Consider the following 20607-nt stretch of genomic DNA (forward strand, 5'->3'; position numbering starts at 1 on the left):
ACTTTCTTTCCCGCGGGGATTCGTGGCGGCCCATGTAATCAAGCCTGCCCAGTTAGGCTAGGCGTCTTTTCACCCAAATGTTCACCGTGCCGCAGGGTCCTGGCGCGGCACCGGCGGCCCCGGAAAGCGATGCACATCGGCAAAATAGCGCGCCAGTTCGACCTGCAGCAGCACATCTTCGGCCATTCCGCCATATTCAACGCGCGCCGCCACATCGGTCGGGCGGTGATACCGTTCATCCATGAACTTATCCAGCCGCACCGGGTCGGAATAGGCGCTCGACACCATGACCGCGGGCACATCGTGCTGGATGAACACCCAGCCATCCTGACGACGGACATACGTGTTGGCCGCCGGGATCGAAACCTGGCGCCGATGCATCGATTTCAGGACAGTGGCGATGCTGTCATCCAGATCGGTCATCCCGCTGCCGATCACGCTGACCGGCAGGCCTGGTCCGACCAGTCCTGTGGAATCGACATTGAGCACGGCCATGATCGAATCGAGCGGCAAAGGCGGATTTTCGGTGAAGGCCAGCGCACCCAGCAGGCCGAGTTCCTCGCCCGTGGTGGCCAGCACATAGATATCGCGATCAACAGGACGCCCACTGGCCAGAATCCGTGCTGCTTCGGTGATGACAGCCAACCCGCTGGCATTGTCGACCGCGCCATTGCAGATCAGGTGTTCGGCCGGCGGATCGGCGCAACGCCCGAAATGGTCCCAATGCGCCACCAGCAGCACCGCGCCCAGATCGTGTCTGCGGCCCTCGATCTTGCCGATCAGATTGTGCGTATGGATCCGCGTTTCACTGCCCGTCGCCTCCAGCGTGGCGGTGATACCAAGCGGCCGTGGCACAAATCCGGGGCCCGCGCTGGCGCTGCGCAGCACGGCGAAAGAGCCGGGATTTGCCGCGTCGAACAAAGCTTCGGCCGCCTGTGGTGAAATATAGGCCTGCAGATCGCCACCCATCCTTTGTCCGGCAATGGCATAACCCGGCCGGCGTCGGCGGGCGATGACATCGTCGATGGGGCGGGTGCCATCGAGCACGGTGATCACCGCAGCGGCGCCTGCATCGAGCAGGCGCCCGGCGCGTTCATCGGGCGATGTGCCCTCTGGCGCCTGGCTGTCGAAGATGACCGCCACGCGGCCCGCCAGTTCGGTGCGCGCGGTTTCAGGATTGAGATCGCCGCCGACCAGCAACAGTGGCGCTTCTTCGATCAGGCTGCGCAAGCCCGAGGTGACCACAAATACCCCGCCCGCGTCGATCGCGATATGCCGCCTGCCGTGCATGAACACCGCACGGCTTCCTTGCGGGGTGCGTTCAACCAGTTCGACCGGTGCAAACCAGGCGTTGCCCGGATCGTTGGTTCCGCTGACCATGCCGATATCGAACCATTGCTGCGCCAGATAGCGCAAGGTCCTGGTTTCGCCATCGGTGCCCGGTTCGCGTCCGGCAAATTCATCGCTGGCCAGCGTTTCGACATGACGGCGCAGCGCCGCCTCGATCGGATGGTCACGCGACGGTACGGCGACGGCAGCCGTGCTGCGGTTTGCGGGGCGCGCCGCGGTTGCCGCATCGGGCGCACAAACCGCCAGCAGGCACACGGCCAAAAGCCGCGCCGCCGGCCCGATGGCCTTGCGCGTCTGTTCGCCGTTCTGCCCAAACGCCATTGCCCGGTCCCGATGCACACCCGCAGCCAACTGCGTACCAACACCCTGCCTGACAAATGGTGCGTTTCGACGCAAGCGCCCATTTCGGCAAAGTGTTGCTAACTCTGCGTGAAGCGCGTGCCCGGTGGCTGCGGGGGCCTGCCGCGTGGTCTGCGCTGCGGAGGCGCACCGGCACCATGTTAATATTCTGAAATGACGCCAAGGGCCTGGTCGGTATTCAGCGCCATCGTTAGCCAAGCCAAAATTTTAAAATCCATTTTCAAATCGGCTGTTTTTCGATGTCATTCGATAATATTGCGACCGAATTAACAATGGTTTGTTAATATCTTTGTCCGGTCCAAAGTTCATCTTAGCGGTGTATTGGCAATACCAATCGATGACACAGCGTCGTCATTTCACCATCGACCGTTGATAAATCAGTCTGGTGATATCGGTCACGCCTGACCCACACTTTGAATGTTCGGATTGCCATGCGGAAATATCGCCAATTATTTGGTATAAGCTTTCGGGTTGTTGCTGGAATCATTTTTTCGCAATTGGCGGGCAATATTGCGAACGCGCGCAAGGTCAGGACACCGTTCGCCATGATCGTATCGCCCGCATCAACCGACACTTTGCCCGAGCTGGCGTGGTCCATTCGTGACCGCGCCAAACTGGCGGTGGCAGACGAGGAAAGCGGCCGCAACGGCGCGTTTGTCGGCATTGCGTGCAATGGCTCGGCGGACGGGGCATCGCATTTCGTCTTTGGTGTGGCAGTTGCGCCAGCCAACGCCGCGCTGCTGAAAGTGCTTCGCCGCAGGGTCGGCACCCTGATCGTGGCCACCCAGGCAACGACGCTGGCCACACGCTTCACGCTTGCGCCGCACAACAGCGGGGCAGCTCCGCTCGGCAAACTGTCGGCCGACTTTATTGCCGATCTCGACGTGCCGCAGTTCGCAGCGATCGCCTCGGCCAGATCTATTGTGATCACCACCAACGGGCAGACATTCCGCTTCAGCGGCAAAGGCTCGGCCGAGGCCATGGCCCACCTTGCCTGCCCGGTTCCTGGCGCAATCGCTGCTGCCATGCCAGCGCATCGTGCGACGGGCATCGTGCCGGTGCGGCCAACAACCGGTGCAACCTATGGCAAACGCGCCGCCAGCGCCACTTCTCCACCTGTCAGGGCGAGCGCGGCCTGCCGCAACGGGCCGCGCAACGACCGGATACTTGCCGCGGTTGGTACTGCTGATCACCGGGGACGGGCCGTAACGCCCGCTGCCGCGATGGGCATGGATGCAAGGTCTTCGCAAGTCTATCGCGATAATCCAAGCGTGGCGGCATTCCTGATCAAAGCGGATGGCGTGCGCAATCCCGGACACGCATTGTCGGGGGTTGCCCTGAACCGGCTGATGAAAGCCCAGGGCATGAATGTCGTCCGCAGTCAGATGGCCGTCGATGAATCCATTCGCGAGGCGGTGCGTTCGGTGGCCGATGTCGCCAAAATCTGCACCGCGCAAGGCTGATCCCGCCTGAAACAGGCACCGTCAACGCGGCCCACCCGGCCACGTCGACGGTGTTGCAACCGCACGATGGCGTGCTGCGGTGTCGCGTCAGTAATGATGATGATGGTGGTGATGGTGCGGCCGGGCCCACACGTGCCCATCCCAGTTGTAACCGTGCGACCGGTACCAGTCAGAGTGGTGGTTGTGCCAATACGGCGGCGGGCCCTGGATCCACACCTGGCCGTTCCAGAAAAAGCCGTGATGCCGGTACCACCAGGCGCTGTGATGATGGTGGTGGTGATGCAGATTGATCCCGATATTGATCCCCGCGGGGATCACCTGCGGGCTGTTCGCCGCCATGGCATTGTCGGCGTGAATGCGCGCCATGGCGTCGGGTACGGGTTCAAGCAGTTCGGCATAGCTGTGCGCGGCCGGAATGGGATCGGCCATGGCCATCGGTGCCAGCACCGCGCCGCCTGCTAGGGCAACAGCCCCGGCACCTGCCAACATCAAAGTCTTGCGTGTCATGACTGTGGTCCTTTCCTGAAACAAGCCCTACCCTGAAACTTCGATAAACCGGCATGCCCGAGCACAGCCTGAACATGCGCTTCATCCCCCGTTCAGCGCAGGATCGTCCGCATCGCTGGCGCGTGGTGCACCCCGTGCCCGGGCTGCGCGGTACAAATTGCGATAGGTCCCGTCGAAAATGGTGTTGGTGTCCGACATCCACTGGGTGCCTTCGGCCAGCCGGTCGCGGCTGATGGCCATGCGCCGCGCGCGCAATTCGCGTTGCGCAGCGTCTTCGGCGCTCATTGGTGCCAGCTCGATATCCGGATCTTCGGGAATCACGACAAAGGCCATCATCGGTTCGCCAGGGCGGAACACATGGGTGACGCCCGGCGGCGGCGCGCGAAAAATGGCAAAGAACACCATGGGCCACCATTCGGAGCGAATCAAGGCGGGCACGGCCAGCGGCGTGGTGTGGGTCGGATCGGCAAAATAGCGCGGGTGCGGCTCGGTGCGCACCGCAAAGCCCGGCGGCACCGCGATATCGAGCGACAATTGATAGGAATAATAATCCGGCCCGAAGGGACGAAACGGAGGCCAGGCGGCTTCACCCTCGGGCGGCGGGCCCCACTCGGCATCGAGCCGGACCTGCCCGTCCTGGGTGGTCACGCGCAATTCCGCCTCGAACGGATAGAGCAGTTCCAGGCCATAGCGCGCGCTTTCCGAAAACGGCAGACAATGCCACGGTTGTTCGTGGTTGCCGTCGGCGCGCGGCTGCTTGTCGCCGGCCCAACCCGGAACGCTGATACGGATTGGTCGGGGTGCAGGCCGGTTGCCCTGCATGCGATAGGTTACTTTTGGCATTGCGCCCCCTTGCACGATCGGGTTTGACGAGTGCACGCAGTCTTGCCGATGTGGCCTGTCGCGCCGATGAACACCAGGAACCAGAATTGACCGAAACTGTCGCACTGCGCAGCGCCACGCTGGACGATACGGCCGCAATCGTCGCGCTGAACGATGCGGTGGTTGCGGTAACCAGCCCGATGGATGCCGCGCGTTTACGCGCGCTGCACGCGGTGAGTACGTACTGTACGGTGGTTGAACGCGGATCGCAGGTCATCGGGTTCATTCTGGCGATGCAGAACGGCGCCGCGTATGACAATGGCAATTTCGACTGGTTCGCCGATCGGCTGACCCGCTTTGTCTATATCGACCGGGTCGTGATCGGCGATGCCGCACGCGGCCTGGGTCTGGGCACCACGCTGTACGACCACCTCGCCACCCAGGCGCGGCGGCGCGGAAGCCTGATCATGGCGGCCGAGATCGATCTGGTTCCCGCCAATCCCGGATCAATCGCGTTCCATCGCAAATACGGCTTTGTCGAACTCGGCACGCGCACGCTCGACAGCGGCAAGATCGTGTCGATGCAGGTCACCGGGCTTTAGGCGCTGCGGACCTTGTCCGCAGCGGCTCGATTCAGGCCCTTTTGCGGACGAATTCAGCCCGCAACACCAGTCCCTTGATACCGTCAAAGCGGCAGTCGATTTCCTGCGCGTCGCCGGTCAGGCGGATCGATTTGATCAACGTGCCGCGTTTCAGTGTCTGGCCCGCACCTTTGACGTCCAGATCCTTGATCAAGGTCACCTGATCGCCATCGGCCAACAGATTGCCCACCGAATCGCGCACTTCGACGCGGCCTTCGGCTGCCTTGCGTTCGGCCAGTTGCGACGCCGGCAGCCATTCGCCGGTGTCTTCGTCGTATACATAGTCATCGTCGGTCATAGGTTTTCCTGCACCCGGCGCCCCACGATCGGGTGCGCCGGACTGTCGGGCCCGCATCTGCCTTTTGGTCGTCCGTGCCAAGCAAAAAGGGCCGGGGTGCTGCCACCCCGGCCCACAATTGTCGCAAGCGTGCCGTGGCTCAGTACACGCGCGCCTTTGGCTTGATATACGTGGCATCGTCGGTCAGCGTGTATTCGTGGACCGGGCGATAATCGATGCGGACTTCGCCGCCCTGCCCGCCCCAGCCGTTGAACCAGGTGGCGGTGTGCTTCATCCAGTTGGCATCGTCGCGATTGGGGAAATCCTCGTGCGCGTGGGCGCCGCGGCTTTCCTTGCGGTTGAATGCGCTGTGCATGGTGACCGCGGCCTGGCTGATCAGGTTGTCCAGCTCAAGCGTTTCCACCAGATCCGAATTCCAGATCAGCGAACGGTCGGACACCCCGATGTCCTGCATCTGTTCGTAGATCGCCGCCAGCTTGACTTTGCCTTCGGCCATCAGTTCGTCGGTACGGAACACCGCGGCGTGCTGGCTCATTGCGCGCTGCATTTCGGTGCGGATCTTGGCCGTGGGCGAACCGCCCTTGGCATTGCGGAAATGATCGAGCCGCGACAGCGCCAGATCGGCGCTGTCTGCGGGCAGTGCCGCATGCGCGGTGCCCGGTTTGATCAGTTCCTTCAGGCGCAAGCCGGTGGCGCGGCCAAACACGACGAGGTCGATCAGCGAATTCGAGCCCAGACGGTTTGCGCCATGGACCGACACGCACGCCGCCTCACCCACGGCAAACAGCCCGGGCACGATCGTTTCGGGATTGCCATCGGGCCCGATCGTCATGACTTCGCCATGATAATTGGCCGGGATCCCGCCCATGTTGTAGTGCACGGTTGGCACCACGGGCAGCGGCTGGCGCGTCAGGTCGACACCGGCAAAGATCTTGCCCGATTCGGTGATGCCTGGCAGGCGTTCGCCCAGCACCTTGGGATCAATGTGATCGAGGTGCAGATAGATGTGGTCCTTGTGCGGGCCAACACCGCGGCCTTCACGGATTTCCAGCGCCATTGAGCGCGAAACGACATCGCGGCTGGCCAGATCCTTGGCCGAGGGGGCATAGCGTTCCATGAACCGCTCGCCCTCGGAATTGGTCAGATAGCCGCCTTCGCCGCGCGCACCTTCGGTGATCAGCACGCCCGCACCATAGATGCCGGTGGGGTGGAACTGCACGAATTCCATATCCTGCAACGGCAGGCCCGCGCGCAGCACCATGCCGCCGCCATCGCCGGTGCAGGTATGCGCCGACGTTGCGGTGAAATAGCTGCGGCCATAGCCGCCTGTGGCCAGCACGACCGAATGCGAACGGAACCGGTGGATCGACCCGTCATCCATGCACAGCGCGATCACGCCCCGGCACGCGCCATTTTCCATGATCAGGTCAATGGCGAAATATTCGATGAAGAAGTCGGCGTCGTACTTCAGCGATTGCTGGTACAAGGCGTGCAGCATGGCATGGCCGGTGCGATCGGCCGCGGCGCAGGTGCGCTGCACCGGGGGGCCTTCGCCCATGTTCTGCATGTGGCCGCCGAACGGACGCTGATAGATCGTGCCATCGGCATTGCGGCTGAACGGAACGCCTGCGTGTTCCAGTTCATAGACCGCGGCGGGCGCTTCGCGCACCATGTATTCGATCGCGTCCTGATCGCCCAGCCAGTCCGACCCCTTGACGGTGTCGTACATGTGCCATTGCCAGTGATCGGGCGTGTTGTTGCACAGCGATGCGGCAATTCCGCCCTGCGCCGCCACGGTGTGCGAACGCGTAGGAAACACCTTGGTAATGCACGCGGTGCGCAGGCCGGCCTGCGCCGCGCCCATCGTGGCGCGCAGGCCCGAACCACCCGCGCCGACAACCACAACGTCATACGTATGGTCGATGATCTTGTATGCGGCAGTCATGGCTCAAGCGCCTCCCAGGGCAATGCGGATCACCGAGACGATGCCGTACGCGGCGGCAGCAACCGGCACGAAATTGACCAGCACCCACGCCACCAGTTTGCCCGGCGCTTCGTGGACATAGTCTTCCAGCATCACCTGCACGCCAAGGCGCGCGTGATAGAACGTGTTGATGAACGTCAGCACCATGGCGGTGGCCGCCAACGGCTGCGCCAGCCAGGCGTGCACGGTGGCAAAGTCATAGGCCGGCAGCAGCGCCAGGCTGATGATGATATAAGGCACCAGCACCAGGTTGCCCACCGCGGTCAGCCGCGAGGCAAGCCAGTGATGCGTGCCCGAATGGCTTGAGCCCAGCCCGCGCACGCGGCCGATTGATGTACCGTTACCCATATCAGCCTCTTGTCAACACAAACGCCCAGAACAGGACGGTTGCGGCCACCGAAAACACCAGCGTCAGGATTGACCAGCGCGCATTGGCATTGAGTTCGTATCCCGCGCCGATATCGAGCACCAGGTGGCGCACGCCGGTCGCCATGTGCTGGAAAAACGCCCACGTCAGGCCGAACAGCACCATCTTGCCCAGGATCGCGGTCAGCCACGCGGGCGATGCGCCATTGCCGGTCCACACATACGTGATGAAGGTCTGGTAGCTCTGTTCGCCACCGGCAACTGCACCGACCCACCACAGCAACAGGCCCAGGCCCGCAAAGGCCAGCCCGTTCCCGGTGATACGATGCAGGATCGAAACCAGCATGGCCGGACCCCAGCGCCAGATCTGGAGATGCGGCGAAATCGGCCGGTTGCTGCGTGCCTGCGCCATGAAAACTCCTCAAAAACCGAACAGATATCGCGGCCGACAACGTCGGGTCGGGACATCAAGCGCGATTCGTATTAGTCGAAATGCCGCAGCGCGCAACCTGTGCCGCAGTGTCATGGACACAGGCATGATGGCGCAGGCCCAAGCCGTATGGTTGCAGGCACCGGCGCACCGGCCTAAAGGCCCGTCATGCCCCACCATGCCCCCACCATTCTCGTCACCGGATCCACGCGCGGAATTGGCGCCGCGATTGCCCGGCAACTGCGCGCGCGCGGCGCAACCGTGATCGGCCATGGCCGCAAAGCCGCACCCGGCGTGGTCGGCGCCGATCTGGGTGAACCCGGCGCGGCGCAAAACCTTTGGGAATCGGCGCTTGCGCTGGCCCACGGGCGGATCGATGCGGTGGTCAACAACGCCGGCCTGTTTGCCGACAATCCGATCGATGTGTCCGACAATGCCTGGCTGGATGCGTGGGAGGAAACGCTGCGCATAAATCTGACGGCCACCGCGCAACTGTCGCGTGCGGCCGTGCGCCACTGGCAAGGCGGGCAGCGCGGTGGCCGGATCGTGCATATCGCCAGCCGTGCCGCGCATCGCGGCGACAGCCCCGACCATTGGCACTATGCCGCAGCCAAGGGCGGCATGGTTGCACTGCACAAGACGATTGCGCGCGGCTATGCCCATCAGGACATCCTGAGCTTTGCCGTATCGCCGGGCTTTGTCGCCACCGACATGGCCGCCGATTATCTGGTGGGTGACGGTGCTGCGACCATTCTCGGCCAGATCCCGTTGGGCCGCGTCGCCAGCGCCGATGAAATCGCGGCGATCGCCACGTTCTGCGCGCTCGATGCCCCCGCCAGCATGACCGGCGCGGTGATCGACGCCAACGGAGCCAGCCATGTCCGGTAACACGACGCCTGCCGGCCAGGATGATGCCTGGAAAGTCACGTTCCTGGCTCCGCGCGATGTGATCCACGCCGCGCTGCTGGCGCACGAAGACGCCTACGACTGGGATCACGAGATCGTGCTGGCGGGCAGCGAAATCGCCGAGGATCGCCCCGACGACTGGCAGCTTGAAGCATGGCTGTCGCGCAAGCCCGGCCGCCACGATCTGGCGGCGATGCGCGCGCTGTTTGCGGGCAACGCGCCCCGGGCCGTGGTCGAGCACCTGCCCCAGACCGACTGGGTAACGCTGAGCCAGGCCGGGGTCGAACCGATCCGCGAAGGGCCGTTTCATGTCCACACCCCCGATCACGCGCCGCTGGCAACACCCGGCACGCGCAATTTCCTGATTCCCGCCAGCCTGGCCTTTGGCACCGGACAGCACGCCACGACGGCGGGGTGCCTGGCCATGCTGTCGGCGATGAAGACGCGCGGCACGGTCGTGCGCAATGTGGCCGATATCGGCACCGGCACCGGCCTGCTGACCTTTGCCGCGCTGCACCTGTGGCCCCATGCACGCGCGGTGGCGAGCGATATCGATCCGGTGTGCGGTCCCGTGGTCGCAGGCAATGCCGATGCCAATGGCGTGGCCATGGGCGATGGGCCTGGCCGCATGGCGATGGTCATCGCCGCGGGCATGGATCATCCGCTGCTGTCCGCGGCGGCGCCGTATGACCTGCTGATCGCCAATATCCTGGCCGGGCCCTTGGTCGAATTGGCCCCGGCATTTGCGGCCGCGGTCGTACCGGGCGGAAACATCCTGCTGTCGGGTCTGCTGACCACGCAGGAACCCGCCGTGCGCGCAGCCTATACCCGTGCCGGCCTGCGCCTGGCGGCGCGCATGACGCGCGGCGACTGGTCGATCCTTTGGCTGCGCCGTCGCCGTTTTGGCGGGGTGCGGACCAGCCGCGTCGGCGCACTGCCCGAATGGTCGAAACGCTGGGGTTCCTAGGCGGAACTGGTTTACGCCGCCTAGTCCTCGTCACAGACCCACAGCAGATCGACCAGCAGCGTCAGTGCGGCCCGCGCAAAGGCCTGCATGTTGTCCAGCCGGTTGTCGTGGCCGGTTTCGACCAGCGTTGACCCGTGAAAACCGTCGGGGCCGACGATACCGATCGCGCTGGTGCCCGACGCCACGCCCAGCGGATGGTGCCCCGGGCCTGCCGCACCCGTTTCAGCCAGCCCCCAATCGGCATCATAACGTGTGCGAATCAGGTCCGCCTGCGCCAGGGCATAGGCCTCGGTGGCCGATGTCAGCCCGCGCAACGTGCCAGGCTCATGACCCAGCACGATCCGGCGCCCCTTCAGCGAATAGATGATCCCGCCGCCGCGATAAAACGCCGATGCGCCCGGCATCGCCAGCAATCCGGCTGAAATCAGCCCGCCGGTGGCACCATCGACCACCGCGATGGTCTGCCGCCGGGCGATCAGCTGCGTGCCGGCCTGCGTGCCAAGGGCGGCCAGATCGGCAAGGCTCATGCCCGGCTGCCGGCGATGGCCAGGCCGAACACCACGAACACGCCGCCGGTCACGCGGTTGAACAACCGCCGCCGCGCCGGGCTGCGCAACCATCCGGCAAGACCCCGCCCGCCCAGCGCATAGGTGAAATACCAACCGAATTCGATGACGCCAAAGGTTGCGATCATGACCACAAACTGGCCGGTGCGTGGCCGCATCGGATCGAGGAACAGCGGCAGGAACGCAGCCGCAAACAGCAGCGCCTTGGGGTTGGAAATGCCGATCGAAAACGCGTTGCGCAACAGCCGCCAGCGCGACGGGCCCGCTGCACCGATCACGATATCGGCAAGATCGGCTTCGGCCACATCGGCGATCCACGCCTTGTATCCCAGCCACACCAGATAGGCAGCACCAGCCAGTTTAAGCACGGTGAATGCCGCCGGCAAAGCCAGCAAGACCGCGCTCAGCCCCGCCGCCGACGCCGCCAACAGGCAGACCACCGCCGTAAAACAGCCGAACATCGCCCAGATCGATGGCGTCAGCCCGTGTTCGATGCTGCGCGTCATCACGTGCAGCATGTTGGGCCCGGGTGTGGCCGAAATGAAGAACACGGTGGCCGCAAACAGCCACCAGGTATGGATTGCCATCGTCTTATCCTGCGTTGCGCACGATGTCGGCCCACTGCGCCTCATCGATCACGGGTATGCCAAGCGTTGCCGCCTGTTTCAGCTTTGATCCCGCACCGGGACCCGCCACCACCAGATCGGTCTTGGCCGATACCGAACCGGCAGAGCGCGCGCCCAGCGCCTCGGCCTGGGCCTTGGCTTCATCGCGGCTCATGGTTTCCAGCTTGCCGGTGAACACCACGGTCTTGCCCGCCACTTCGCTGGCGCGGGTTTCGACCACATAGGGCGGTGGCGCCACCTCGTTCAGCAAATCGTCCCACACCGCGGCGTTGTGTGCTTCGTGAAAGAATTCGCCCAGCGCCTCGACCACCACCGGGCCCACCCCGTCGATGCCCAGCAGTTCGGCGCGCGCGTCGGCATCGCCGCCGTGTGCGCGGGTTGCCAGATCGCGCAAGGCCGGCAGCGTGGCAAAGCGCTTCATCAGATCGCGCGCGGTCACTTGCCCGACATGGCGGATGCCCAACGCAAACAGCAGCCGCGCGGCATCGGGTGCGCGCCGTGCCTCGATCGCGGTCAGCAGGTTTTCGACCGATTTCTCTTTCCACCCTTCGCGTCCCAGGATGTCGGCGCGCCGGGTCTTCAGCCGGAAAATGTCGGCCGGGCTTTCCAGCCAGCCCAGCGCATAGAATTCGGCGATGGTCTTTTCGCCCAGCCCTTCGATATCGAGCGCGGGCCGGCTGACGAAATGGCGCAGGCGTTCGGTGCGCTGCGCCGGGCAGATCAGCCCGCCGGTGCACCGCACATCCACCTCGCCCTCTTCGGCCACGGCTTCGGACCCGCATTCGGGGCAATGATCGGGATACACAAACGGATCGCCGGGCGTATCGCGCGTCAGATTTTCAACCACTTGCGGTATGACATCGCCCGCGCGCTGCAACACCACGCGGTCGCCCACGCGCACGCCCAGCCGCGCGATCTCGTCGCGGTTGTGCAAGGTCACGTTGGTGACGGTCACCCCGCCGACCAGCACCGGGGCAAGTCGGCCCACCGGGGTCAGTTTGCCGGTGCGGCCAACCTGGATGTCGATCGCCTCGACCACGGTCTGCGCGCGTTCGGCGGGAAACTTGTGCGCCACGCCCCAGCGCGGCGATTTGGCGACAAAGCCCAGCCGGTCCTGCCAGTCGAGCCGATCCACTTTATACACCACGCCGTCGATGTCATAGTCGAGCCCGGGGCGCTGTGCCTGAATATCGCGGTAATGCGCGATCATACTCTCAGTCGTGACGCAGCGCACCAGCAGCGGCGAGACCGGCACGCCCCACCCGGCAATCATCTGCATCACGCCAAACTGCGTGTCGGCGGGCAGGCCGCTGTGGGCGCCCCAGCCATGCGCCAGAAACCGCAACGGACGGCTGGCGGTCACGCCGGCGTCCTTTTGTCGCAACGAACCGGCGGCGGCATTGCGGGGGTTGGCAAACAGCTTGTCGCCCTTGTCTTCTTGCGCGGCATTCAACGCGGCAAAATCGGCGCGCGCCATATAGACCTCGCCGCGGATCTCGAACACGTCGGGCACTGCACCGTGCAAAACCTGAGGGATATCGGTGATATGCGCGACATTGGCGGTAACATCCTCGCCCACCTGGCCATCGCCGCGCGTGGCTGCGCGTACCAGCCGGCCCGTTTCATAACGCAGCGAACACGACAGGCCGTCGATCTTGTCTTCGGCCGTCATCACCAGTTCGGCATCGTCGGGCAAAGCCAGGAACCGGCGCACCCGCGCCACGAATTCGCCCACTTCGGCATCGGTAAAGGCGTTGTCGAGGCTCATCATGCGCACGTCGTGGCGCACTTTGGACAGCGGCGTGCCCGAAATGTCGTGCCCGACCTTGCGGCTGGGGCTGTCGGCGCGGACCAGATGCGGAAATTGTGCCTCGATCTCGGCGTTGCGGCGCACCAGCGCGTCATAAGCCGCATCGTCGATCTCGGGCGTGTCGAGCGTATGGTACAGATGGTCGTGATGCGCGATCTGCCTTGCCAGGCGCATCAGTTCGTTGGCAGCCTCTGCCTCGGTCATCGTACTTTCCCCAAAATCGTGACAACCCGTTCGCGGCGCAAAGCAAAGCCCAGGCTGCGATAGAGCGCAATCGCCGCGGCATTGTCGGCATAACTGTGCAGGAACGACGCGCATCCGCGCGCGCGGTGCCCGGCCATGACGTGGCGGATCAGGCGCCCGGCCAGCCCCTGCCCGCGAAACGCCGGATCGGTGCACACGCCGCTGACCTCGATGATGCCGTCTGCGGGCCGCATGCGTTCGCCAGCCATGGCAATCAGGCAGCCATTGCGACGAACCCCGTAAAACGGTCCATACCTCCAGGTCGACGGTCCCCATGGGCCGGGGCGCGTGGCCAGGGCCAGCTCGGCCATTGCGGACACATCGGCCTGACCCAGCGGGACACAGGCAAAGCCATCGTCGGCGGCCACCGGTCCGGTGGCCAGCATCTGCGCCAGCCTGGCCGTCTTGCGCACGGCGGTGCCGGGCGGTGGCATAACGGCACCGTCTTCGACCAGCCATATCTCATCGTCGACATCGCGCAGCAGTGCGGCCAGTTCCCGCTCGTGCCCGGGTGCTGCGGCTGCAAACGGGCCATAGCCGGGATCGATCCGCATCGCCGTGCTGCCGCCCTGCGCCAGCGCAGCCTGCGGGCCGTTCAGCGCCGACCATACGGGCCGGTCCAGAACCGTATCGAACCCCTGCACCATCGTCACGCCTGTTCGAGCAGCCGATCGGCCTGGGCGCGCGCTTCGGGCGTGATTTCGGCGCCGGACAACATGCGGGCAATTTCTTCCTGCCGGCCCGCAGTGTCGAGCAACGCCACCGATGTGCGCGTGACCGTACCTTCGCTCGATTTGGCGATCAGGTAATGCGTACCTCCGCGTGCAGCAACCTGCGGACTGTGCGTGACCGCCAGCAATTGGCCGGCACTGGCCAGACGCGCCAGCCGTTCGCCGATCGCACTTGCCACCGCACCGCCCACACCTCGGTCGATTTCGTCAAAGATCACCGTGGCCGCGCCGCCCTGTTCGGCCAAAGCCACCTTCAGCGCCAGTATGAAGCGCGACAATTCCCCGCCCGAGGCGATCTTGCCCAGCGGCGCGAAGGGCGCACCGGGGTTGGTGGCGATCAGGAATTCCACCGCGTCGACGCCTTGCGGGCCCCAGCGATCTTCGGGCAGGCGCACGACCGCGGTACGAAACCGTGCCGAATCGAGCTTGAGCGGGGCCAGTTCCTGCGCCACCGCAGCATCCAGCCGCAGCGCCACTTCGGCGCGCAACACCGACAGCGCCTCTGCCTTGGCCTGGTAATCCAGACTTGCTTCCTGGGCTGCGCGTTCCAGTTCGGCGATACGCGTGCCGCCGTTTTCGATTGCATCGAGTTGCGCCTGGAATTCGGCCAGTTTGGCGGGCAGCGCATCGGCCGTGCAACCATGCTTGCGCGCGGCAGCACGCAGTTCGAACAATCGCGTTTCGATCCGGTCGAGCAGTGCGGGATCATGCGCCAGCGCGTCCATCGCCGCGGCAATGCGATCTTCCGCCTCGCCCGCCTCGATCACCGCGCGGTCGAGCGACGCCAGCGCCTCACCCAGCAGGGGGTGTTCACTGGCAATCCGGTCGAGGCGTCGTGCAGCGCTGCGCAGCACCGCCAGTGCCGAATCCGATCCCTCCCACAGGGCCTGCAACTGCACCAGATCGCCCGACAGACGTTCGCCCTTCTGCATCGCGGCGCGCTGTTCGGCCAGGTCCTGTTCTTCGCCGATGACCGGCGCGAGCACGGTCAATTCGGCAAGATACGCGCCCAACAGGTCTTCATCGGCGCGTGCGGCGGCAACCGCGGCCCGTGCCTGCGCCAGTTCGGCATCGGCCTTGCTCCAGCGTTGCCACGCCTCGGCCACCGCGCCGACATCGGCATGGGCATAGCGATCGAGCAGAAGCCGGTGCCCGCGCGCGTTGACCAGGCCGCGGTCATCGTGCTGCCCGTGCAATTCGACCAGCATGCGCGACAGATCGCGCAGCAGCGCAACCCCCACCGGCTGATCGTTGATGAATGCGCGGCTGCCGCCATCGGCGCGCAGGCGCCGTTTGATGATCAGCGGTTCGCCCGGCTCAAGATCGATCTCTGCGTCGCCCAGAATGCCGCGCACCGCATCGGGCATGCGGTCGAATTCGAAAGTGGCGGTAACGCTGGCCTGATCGGTGCCCGCGCGCACCAGCCCGGTGTCGGCGCGATCGCCCAGCACCAGCCCCAGCGAATCGAGCAGGATCGATTTGCCCGCACCGGTTTCGCCGGTCAGCACGCCAAGACCCGCGTGGAACGCCAGATCGAGCGCCTCGATCAACACGACATTACGAATGGCAAGCGCTGTCAGCATGGTTGGGTTCCGGACACGGCTTCATCCCATATCGCGCGTCGGCGTCAACGTCACCCTTTGTTCCGCACCCGGCCCGAAATCGGTTGTGTTGCACCGATGTGACAGTGTGACATGAGAACGAAACGTGATTGTGACAAGGAGTCGGTCCATCGCAACGATATAAAGGGACGCCGATGGCACCGCGCGCGCTTTTGAAGGACACCGGCAAAGGTCTGCCTTCAGCCATGGACCTCGCAACCTCGATCCCGGCATGGCTCGACCTGCCCGAACCCCGCGGATTTCGCCCCAAGCGCAAGCTTCGCACGGTGTGGATATCCGACCTGCATCTGGGCACGCGCGGCTGCAACGCGACGATGCTGCTTGATTTCCTGGCCTCGATCGAATGTGAAACGCTGTACCTGGTGGGCGACATCGTCGATGGCTGGCGCCTGTCCAAAGGCTGGTACTGGCCCGACGAACACAACGAAGTGGTGCGCCGCGTGCTCAAGATGGCGCATCGCGGCACGCGTGTGGTGCTGATCGCGGGCAATCACGACGAAATGCTGCGCCCTTATGCCGGGATGAGCTTTGGCGGCGTGGAACTGGCGCTCGACACGATCCACGAAACGGCCGATGGCCGCCGCCTGCTGGTCACGCATGGTGACGGGTTCGACGGGGTGGTGCTCTATGCCCGCTGGCTCGCGTTTCTGGGCGACAAGGCCTATGAAGTGCTGCTCAAGACCAACCGCTGGGTCAATCTGATCCGGCGGCAATTCCGGCTGCCCTACTGGTCTTTGTCATCCTACATGAAAAAGCGGGTGAAGAACGCGGTCCAGTTCATCTGCGACTTTGAAGAGGCGGTGGCCCATGCCGCGCGCGACCTGGGGGTCGATGGCGTGGTCTGCGGGCATATCCATTGTGCCGAAATCCGCCAGATCGGCGATGTAACCTATTACAACGACGGCGACTGGGTGGAAAGCTGCACCGCACTGGTCGAAGACGCCAGCGGCGCCATCAGCATCATCGACTGGGCCGCCGAAACCGCACGCCAGAATGCGGCGCCTGAACCGGCTGCCGTCAACACCCCTGCACGCGAGAAGGAACGGGCATGAGGCTGGCCATCTGTACCGATGCCTGGATGCCGCAAGTCAACGGCGTGGTGCGCACGCTGTCGACGACGGTCGATCGGCTGATCCGGCGCGGGCACGAAGTGGAACTGGTAACCCCGTCGCAATTTTTCACCTTTGCGCTGCCCGGTTACAGCGAAATCCGCCTGGCAATGGCGCCGCGTTTCGGCACGCGGCGCAGTCTGCATGCGTTTGCGCCCGACATCGTGCACATCGCCACCGAAGGCCCGATCGGCTGGAGCGCGCGCGGCTGGTGCAAGGCCAACAACGTCCCCTTTACCAGCGCGTTTCACACCCGTTTTCCGGATTATGCCGCGGTGCGCACCGGACTGTCCCCGGCCCATTTCTGGCCGCTGATGCGCCGGTTCCACCATGCGAGCGAGGCTGTGCTGGTGTCGACGCACACACTGGCGGCAGAACTGGCCGAACAGGGCATGGGTCACACCCGGCTGTGGTCACGCGGGATCGATGAAACGCTGTTTCACCCGAGCCACGCCCCGCACCCCGCGATGCGCGATCTGCCCCGGCCGATCATGCTCAATGTCGGGCGGGTCGCGATCGAAAAGAACCTGACCGCATTTCTCGATGTCGATTGTCCGGGCACCAAGGTGGTGGTCGGCAGCGGCCCCGATGTGGCCATGTTGCGCGCGCGGTACCCCGATGCGGTGTTCCTGGGCGCGCTGGCCGGGGCAGAGCTTGCCAGTGCCTATTGTGCGGCGGATGTTTTTGTCTTTCCCAGCCGCACCGATACGTTCGGGCTGGTGATGATCGAAGCGCTGGCCTGCGGGGTACCGGTCGCTGCCTATCCGGTGCCCGGACCGATCGATATCGTCGGCCCCGCGGGGCGCGGTGGCGACAACAGCCTGCCGATGACGGTGGGTGCGCTGGACGAAAACCTGGGCGATGCGATCGCGCATGCGCTGCTTTGCGACCGGCTGGGCGCTGCGGTCCATGGCGCGGGCTTTTCGTGGGATCGCGCGACCGACCAGTTCGTTGGCGCCATCAGCGAAGCACTGGAACGCCGCAAAGCGGCAGAACCGGTTGCGGCATAAGACGACTGCGGGGCCGGATGACCGGCCCCGCACATCGGGTCAGATGGCCTTGGTGCCCGGCGCCTTGGCGTTCATCAATTTGTAGGCCCGCTGGTACCATTCGCTGCCGGGATAGTTTGCGCCCAGCACCGCGGCCGATTTCTGCGCCTCGGCCGGGATGCCCAGCGCAAGATAGCTTTCGACCAGGCGATACAGCGCCTCGGGCGTGTGGCTGGTGGCTTGATACTTGTCGATCACCGTGCGGAACCGGATCGTCCCCGCCAGCCATTTGCCGCTGTGTTCGTAAAACCGGCCGATTTCCATTTCCTTGCCGGCCAGGTGGTCATTGACCAGATCGATCTTGAGCTTGGCGTCGGTGGCATATTGCGTGCCGGGATAGCGGCGGATCACTTCGGTCAGCGCATCAAGCGCCTGCTTGGTGTCCTTCTGGTCGCGGCGCACATCGCTGATCTGTTCGTAATAGCACAGCGCCACCAGGTAATAGGCATAGGGCGCATCCTTGTTGCCGGGATGCACCGACAGGAACCGCTGCGCGGTCTGCACCGATTTGGCATAGTCGCGCGCCACGTAATAACTGAACGCACCCATCAACTGCGCACGGCGCGCCCAGGGCGAATAGGGGTGCTGCCGTTCGACTTCGTCGAACAGCGCCGCGGCCTGCTTGGCCTCGCCATCGTCAAGCCGCTGCTTGGCCGCCATGTACAGCGTGTCGACATCGCGCGCCACATAGGCGACGTCCTTGTTGGGCTTGCTGCCCCCACCGCAACCGGCAAGGCCGATCGACAGAGAAGCCAGGACAAGGATCGGAAGGCGCAAGCGCGAGCGGCCGTGGGCGTGAAGCATCATGCCGGTCGTATAGCCAGCGACTTCGCCCGCGCCAAGCACAGTTCTTGTCTTGCCACCGGCAATTTGCGGCAAACCGAAGTCAGGCATGGGCATGGGGGTCAAGCGCGTCGAACGGCGCCTCTACGCTGATCGCATCGGCAAGCGTAATGCGGTCGAGCATCGCTGCGGTTTCATCGCGCAGCTTCAGCATCAAACCGCGCAGCCGGCATTCCTGTTCCGGCAGGCAGTTGGCACAGGTTTCATAGGCGTTGCGGCTGGCGCACGGGACCAGCGCCAGGCTGCCGCGCGACAGGCGGATGATATCGCCATAGCGCACATCGACCGGTGGCAGCCCCAGTTCATAGCCGCCGTCGCGCCCCCGCATCGAGATGACAATGCCCTCGCGCGCCATTTCCGACAGGATCACGGTCAGAAACTTGCGCGGGATGTTTTGCGCTTCGGCAATGGCATCGAGCCGGACCGGGCCCTGACCGAAATGATCGGCAAGGTGTTGCAGGGCCCGGATCGTGTAGCGCGTTTTTTGCGAAAGCATCGCCCTACTCTGGCCAAGCGGGTGCGCTTGTCAACGCACCCGTCGTCAACCGTTAACGTTTAAGCGCAGACCGGTCATGCCGTGCGTACCACCCAAAGCCTGCGATGACCGCGTAACACAGCGCGGGCAGGATCAGCGCCAGTTCCAGGCTGCCGGTAAGATCGGCCAGCCCGCCGGTCAGCGGCGGGATCACCGCGCCACCGACAATTGCCACGCAGATCACCCCCGATCCGTCGGCCGCGCGTTCGCCCAGACCTTCGCAGGCGAGCGTGAAAATCGTCGGGAACATGATCGAATTCATCAGGCCGATGGCCAGGAAACTGCCCGCAGCCAGATGCCCTTGCGACAGAGAAGTGATCAGCAGCAGGGCCAGCGCACCGCAGGCATTGAATGCCAGCACTTTGGCCGGGTCGATCTTGCGCATCACCACCGCGCCGACAAAACGGCCCAGCAACGCGCCAAGCCAATAGACCGGGATCAGTTGGCCCGCACCAAGATCATCAAGCCCCAGCACGTGCGGCTGGCGCATGTAATTGACGATGAACGAACCCAGCGCCACTTCGGCACCGACATACAAAAAGATGCACAAGGCCCCGAAACCGAAGCGCGGCTGCAATAGCAGGTCAAAGCTTTTCAGCACCGATCCATGATCGTGCTGTTCACCCTTCAGCCGGTTGCGACTGGCAAACACCACCGCCGCCACCACGGCCAGCGCAACCGCCAGCCCGATATAGGAATGCACCACGGCCTGGGTCGATGCCACGCGATAGGCATCAAGCGCCGCGCCCGACAGATCCTTGGCGGTCACCTTGGCCAACTTGCCCAGCATCAGATACGACCCGACAATCGGAAAGATCACCGTCCCGACCGAATTGAACGCCTGGGCAAAGGTCAGCCGGCTGCCCGCCGTGGCAGGGGGCCCTAGCAGTGAAATAAGCGGATTGGTCACGACCTGAACAATCGTCACCCCACCGGCCAGCACAAACAGCGCTGCCAGAAACACAGCAAACGTCGCACTTTGCGACGCGGGAATGAACAGCAGGCACCCGGCCATCATGGCCAGAAGGCCGATCACCGCGCCGCGCATGTAACCGACCTGTTTGACGATCCACGCGCCGGGAATGCCGATGATGGCATAGGCGGCAAAGAACGCCGTCTGCACCAGCATTGCCTGAAGATAGTTCAGCGTGAACAGTTCCTTCAGCTTGGGAATGATCACGTCGTTGAGCGAGGTGATCCCGCCAAAGATGAAGAACAGCGCGATGACAAACACCTGCAATTCGGGCGCATTGATATAGGCGCCGGAAGCGGCGCCGGAATCGCGCGGGGCAGACGGGGCAAGTGCCATCGGTTTCCTCTCTTATCGTCGGCTTGTGCCGGTTTGGTCCAAGTGTGCGCGGGCGCGACGACAATGTCCA

General features: G+C 64.3%; 21 protein-coding genes. 6 read left to right on the plus strand and 15 right to left on the minus strand.

Annotated features, from left to right (window positions below; translation table 11 throughout):
• Nucleotides 1-81 precede the first annotated feature (81 nt).
• Nucleotides 82-1671, minus strand: coding sequence for a M28 family metallopeptidase (locus G404_RS0112060; RefSeq protein WP_051280625.1), 1590 nt, complete (start codon nucleotides 1669-1671; stop codon nucleotides 82-84).
• Between the two features lie 584 nt (nucleotides 1672-2255).
• Between G404_RS0112060 and G404_RS0112065 the strand changes: the two genes are divergently transcribed.
• The gene (locus tag G404_RS0112065) at nucleotides 2256-3173 is read left to right on the plus strand and encodes a hypothetical protein (protein WP_156906290.1); all 918 of its coding nucleotides are present in this window, start codon (nucleotides 2256-2258) and stop codon (nucleotides 3171-3173) included.
• 87 nt (nucleotides 3174-3260) lie between these two features.
• Here G404_RS0112065 and G404_RS19850 read toward each other — a convergent pair whose 3' ends face one another.
• The gene (locus tag G404_RS19850; RefSeq protein ID WP_156906291.1) at nucleotides 3261-3680 is read right to left on the minus strand and encodes a hypothetical protein; all 420 of its coding nucleotides are present in this window, start codon (nucleotides 3678-3680) and stop codon (nucleotides 3261-3263) included.
• Nucleotides 3681-3761: 81 nt separating this feature from the next.
• Nucleotides 3762-4523, minus strand: coding sequence for a hypothetical protein (locus G404_RS18945; protein WP_051280629.1), 762 nt, complete (start codon nucleotides 4521-4523; stop codon nucleotides 3762-3764).
• Between the two features lie 86 nt (nucleotides 4524-4609).
• Between G404_RS18945 and G404_RS0112080 the strand changes: the two genes are divergently transcribed.
• Complete coding sequence (locus G404_RS0112080; RefSeq protein WP_028641314.1) at nucleotides 4610-5104, plus strand: GNAT family N-acetyltransferase; 495 nt, start codon at nucleotides 4610-4612, stop codon at nucleotides 5102-5104.
• Nucleotides 5105-5135: 31 nt separating this feature from the next.
• Here G404_RS0112080 and G404_RS0112085 read toward each other — a convergent pair whose 3' ends face one another.
• From G404_RS0112085 to sdhC, 4 genes are all read right to left on the minus strand, one after another.
• Nucleotides 5136-5441: an alkylphosphonate utilization protein gene (locus G404_RS0112085; RefSeq protein ID WP_028641315.1), complete on the minus strand. Its 306-nt coding sequence runs from the start codon at nucleotides 5439-5441 to the stop codon at nucleotides 5136-5138.
• A 139-nt stretch (nucleotides 5442-5580) separates the two neighbouring features.
• A complete protein-coding gene (gene sdhA, locus G404_RS0112090; RefSeq protein WP_028641316.1) occupies nucleotides 5581-7386 on the minus strand; it encodes a succinate dehydrogenase flavoprotein subunit in 1806 nt (601 codons plus the stop codon).
• Between the two features lie 3 nt (nucleotides 7387-7389).
• A complete protein-coding gene (sdhD, locus tag G404_RS0112095) occupies nucleotides 7390-7773 on the minus strand; it encodes a succinate dehydrogenase, hydrophobic membrane anchor protein (protein WP_028641317.1) in 384 nt (127 codons plus the stop codon).
• A gap of 1 nt (nucleotide 7774) precedes the next feature.
• Nucleotides 7775-8203 carry a succinate dehydrogenase, cytochrome b556 subunit gene (gene sdhC / locus G404_RS0112100; RefSeq protein ID WP_028641318.1) on the minus strand — a complete coding sequence of 143 codons (429 nt, stop codon included), beginning with the start codon at nucleotides 8201-8203 and terminating at the stop codon, nucleotides 7775-7777.
• Between the two features lie 186 nt (nucleotides 8204-8389).
• On the opposite strand from sdhC, the gene G404_RS0112105 reads away from it, so the two are divergent.
• Entirely contained in the window at nucleotides 8390-9109 is a 720-nt protein-coding gene (locus G404_RS0112105; RefSeq protein ID WP_028641319.1) for an SDR family NAD(P)-dependent oxidoreductase, read from the plus strand.
• On the plus strand, nucleotides 9099-10094 hold the full coding sequence (locus G404_RS0112110) for a 50S ribosomal protein L11 methyltransferase (RefSeq protein ID WP_028641320.1): 996 nt from the start codon (nucleotides 9099-9101) through the stop codon (nucleotides 10092-10094). The genes G404_RS0112105 and G404_RS0112110 overlap by 11 nt, the downstream gene beginning before the upstream one ends.
• Before the next feature lie 20 nt (nucleotides 10095-10114).
• Here the strand turns inward: G404_RS0112110 and G404_RS0112115 are convergent, their stop codons facing one another.
• From G404_RS0112115 to recN, 5 genes are read right to left on the minus strand one after another with little or no spacing between them, the layout of a single operon-like run.
• Entirely contained in the window at nucleotides 10115-10621 is a 507-nt protein-coding gene (locus tag G404_RS0112115) for a CinA family protein (RefSeq protein ID WP_051280631.1), read from the minus strand.
• Complete coding sequence (locus G404_RS0112120; RefSeq protein WP_028641322.1) at nucleotides 10618-11247, minus strand: LysE family translocator; 630 nt, start codon at nucleotides 11245-11247, stop codon at nucleotides 10618-10620. The genes G404_RS0112115 and G404_RS0112120 overlap by 4 nt, the downstream gene beginning before the upstream one ends.
• Before the next feature lie 4 nt (nucleotides 11248-11251).
• The gene (gene ligA, locus G404_RS0112125) at nucleotides 11252-13300 is read right to left on the minus strand and encodes an NAD-dependent DNA ligase LigA (protein WP_028641323.1); all 2049 of its coding nucleotides are present in this window, start codon (nucleotides 13298-13300) and stop codon (nucleotides 11252-11254) included.
• Nucleotides 13297-13986 (minus strand): GNAT family N-acetyltransferase, encoded by a 690-nt coding sequence (locus tag G404_RS0112130; protein ID WP_036521282.1) that lies wholly within the window; start codon nucleotides 13984-13986, stop codon nucleotides 13297-13299. The genes ligA and G404_RS0112130 overlap by 4 nt, the downstream gene beginning before the upstream one ends.
• A 2-nt stretch (nucleotides 13987-13988) precedes the next feature.
• Nucleotides 13989-15653, minus strand: coding sequence for a DNA repair protein RecN (gene recN, locus G404_RS0112135; RefSeq protein WP_028641325.1), 1665 nt, complete (start codon nucleotides 15651-15653; stop codon nucleotides 13989-13991).
• Between the two features lie 173 nt (nucleotides 15654-15826).
• Here recN and G404_RS0112140 point away from each other — a divergent pair, with 173 nt between their 5' ends.
• Together G404_RS0112140 and G404_RS0112145 are read left to right on the plus strand one after the other, a co-directional pair.
• Nucleotides 15827-16744, plus strand: a complete 918-nt coding sequence (locus G404_RS0112140) for a UDP-2,3-diacylglucosamine diphosphatase (protein ID WP_425411645.1) — start codon at nucleotides 15827-15829, stop codon at nucleotides 16742-16744.
• A complete protein-coding gene (locus G404_RS0112145) occupies nucleotides 16741-17811 on the plus strand; it encodes a glycosyltransferase family 4 protein (protein ID WP_028641327.1) in 1071 nt (356 codons plus the stop codon). Before G404_RS0112140 ends, G404_RS0112145 begins: the two co-directional genes overlap by 4 nt.
• Nucleotides 17812-17850: 39 nt before the next feature.
• Here the strand turns inward: G404_RS0112145 and G404_RS0112150 are convergent, their stop codons facing one another.
• The 3 genes from G404_RS0112150 to G404_RS0112160 all read right to left on the minus strand — a co-directional run bounded on the left by G404_RS0112150 (nucleotide 17851) and on the right by G404_RS0112160 (nucleotide 20537).
• Entirely contained in the window at nucleotides 17851-18657 is an 807-nt protein-coding gene (locus G404_RS0112150) for an outer membrane protein assembly factor BamD (protein ID WP_028641328.1), read from the minus strand.
• A 79-nt stretch (nucleotides 18658-18736) separates the two neighbouring features.
• Nucleotides 18737-19189, minus strand: a complete 453-nt coding sequence (locus G404_RS0112155; protein WP_028641329.1) for an RrF2 family transcriptional regulator — start codon at nucleotides 19187-19189, stop codon at nucleotides 18737-18739.
• A 52-nt stretch (nucleotides 19190-19241) separates the two neighbouring features.
• A complete protein-coding gene (locus G404_RS0112160; protein WP_028641330.1) occupies nucleotides 19242-20537 on the minus strand; it encodes a sugar MFS transporter in 1296 nt (431 codons plus the stop codon).
• Nucleotides 20538-20607 lie beyond the last annotated feature (70 nt).

Source organism: Novosphingobium acidiphilum DSM 19966, from assembly GCF_000429005.1.
Lineage (GTDB): Bacteria > Pseudomonadota > Alphaproteobacteria > Sphingomonadales > Sphingomonadaceae > Novosphingobium > Novosphingobium acidiphilum.

Coding starts and splice junctions, on each gene's coding strand:
- G404_RS0112060 (WP_051280625.1), bottom strand. CDS start 1,671: ATGGCGTTTGGGCAGAACGGCGAACAGACGCGCAAGGCCATCGGGCCG.
- G404_RS0112065 (WP_156906290.1), top strand. CDS start 2,256: ATGATCGTATCGCCCGCATCAACCGACACTTTGCCCGAGCTGGCGTGG.
- G404_RS19850 (WP_156906291.1), bottom strand. CDS start 3,680: ATGACACGCAAGACTTTGATGTTGGCAGGTGCCGGGGCTGTTGCCCTA.
- G404_RS18945 (WP_051280629.1), bottom strand. CDS start 4,523: ATGCCAAAAGTAACCTATCGCATGCAGGGCAACCGGCCTGCACCCCGA.
- G404_RS0112085 (WP_028641315.1), bottom strand. CDS start 5,441: ATGACCGACGATGACTATGTATACGACGAAGACACCGGCGAATGGCTG.
- sdhA (WP_028641316.1), bottom strand. CDS start 7,386: ATGACTGCCGCATACAAGATCATCGACCATACGTATGACGTTGTGGTT.
- sdhD (WP_028641317.1), bottom strand. CDS start 7,773: ATGGGTAACGGTACATCAATCGGCCGCGTGCGCGGGCTGGGCTCAAGC.
- sdhC (WP_028641318.1), bottom strand. CDS start 8,203: ATGGCGCAGGCACGCAGCAACCGGCCGATTTCGCCGCATCTCCAGATC.
- G404_RS0112105 (WP_028641319.1), top strand. CDS start 8,390: ATGCCCCACCATGCCCCCACCATTCTCGTCACCGGATCCACGCGCGGA.
- G404_RS0112110 (WP_028641320.1), top strand. CDS start 9,099: ATGTCCGGTAACACGACGCCTGCCGGCCAGGATGATGCCTGGAAAGTC.
- G404_RS0112115 (WP_051280631.1), bottom strand. CDS start 10,621: ATGAGCCTTGCCGATCTGGCCGCCCTTGGCACGCAGGCCGGCACGCAG.
- G404_RS0112120 (WP_028641322.1), bottom strand. CDS start 11,247: ATGGCAATCCATACCTGGTGGCTGTTTGCGGCCACCGTGTTCTTCATT.
- ligA (WP_028641323.1), bottom strand. CDS start 13,300: ATGACCGAGGCAGAGGCTGCCAACGAACTGATGCGCCTGGCAAGGCAG.
- G404_RS0112130 (WP_036521282.1), bottom strand. CDS start 13,986: ATGGTGCAGGGGTTCGATACGGTTCTGGACCGGCCCGTATGGTCGGCG.
- recN (WP_028641325.1), bottom strand. CDS start 15,653: ATGCTGACAGCGCTTGCCATTCGTAATGTCGTGTTGATCGAGGCGCTC.
- G404_RS0112140 (WP_425411645.1), top strand. CDS start 15,827: ATGGCACCGCGCGCGCTTTTGAAGGACACCGGCAAAGGTCTGCCTTCA.
- G404_RS0112145 (WP_028641327.1), top strand. CDS start 16,741: ATGAGGCTGGCCATCTGTACCGATGCCTGGATGCCGCAAGTCAACGGC.
- G404_RS0112150 (WP_028641328.1), bottom strand. CDS start 18,657: ATGATGCTTCACGCCCACGGCCGCTCGCGCTTGCGCCTTCCGATCCTT.
- G404_RS0112155 (WP_028641329.1), bottom strand. CDS start 19,189: ATGCTTTCGCAAAAAACGCGCTACACGATCCGGGCCCTGCAACACCTT.
- G404_RS0112160 (WP_028641330.1), bottom strand. CDS start 20,537: ATGGCACTTGCCCCGTCTGCCCCGCGCGATTCCGGCGCCGCTTCCGGC.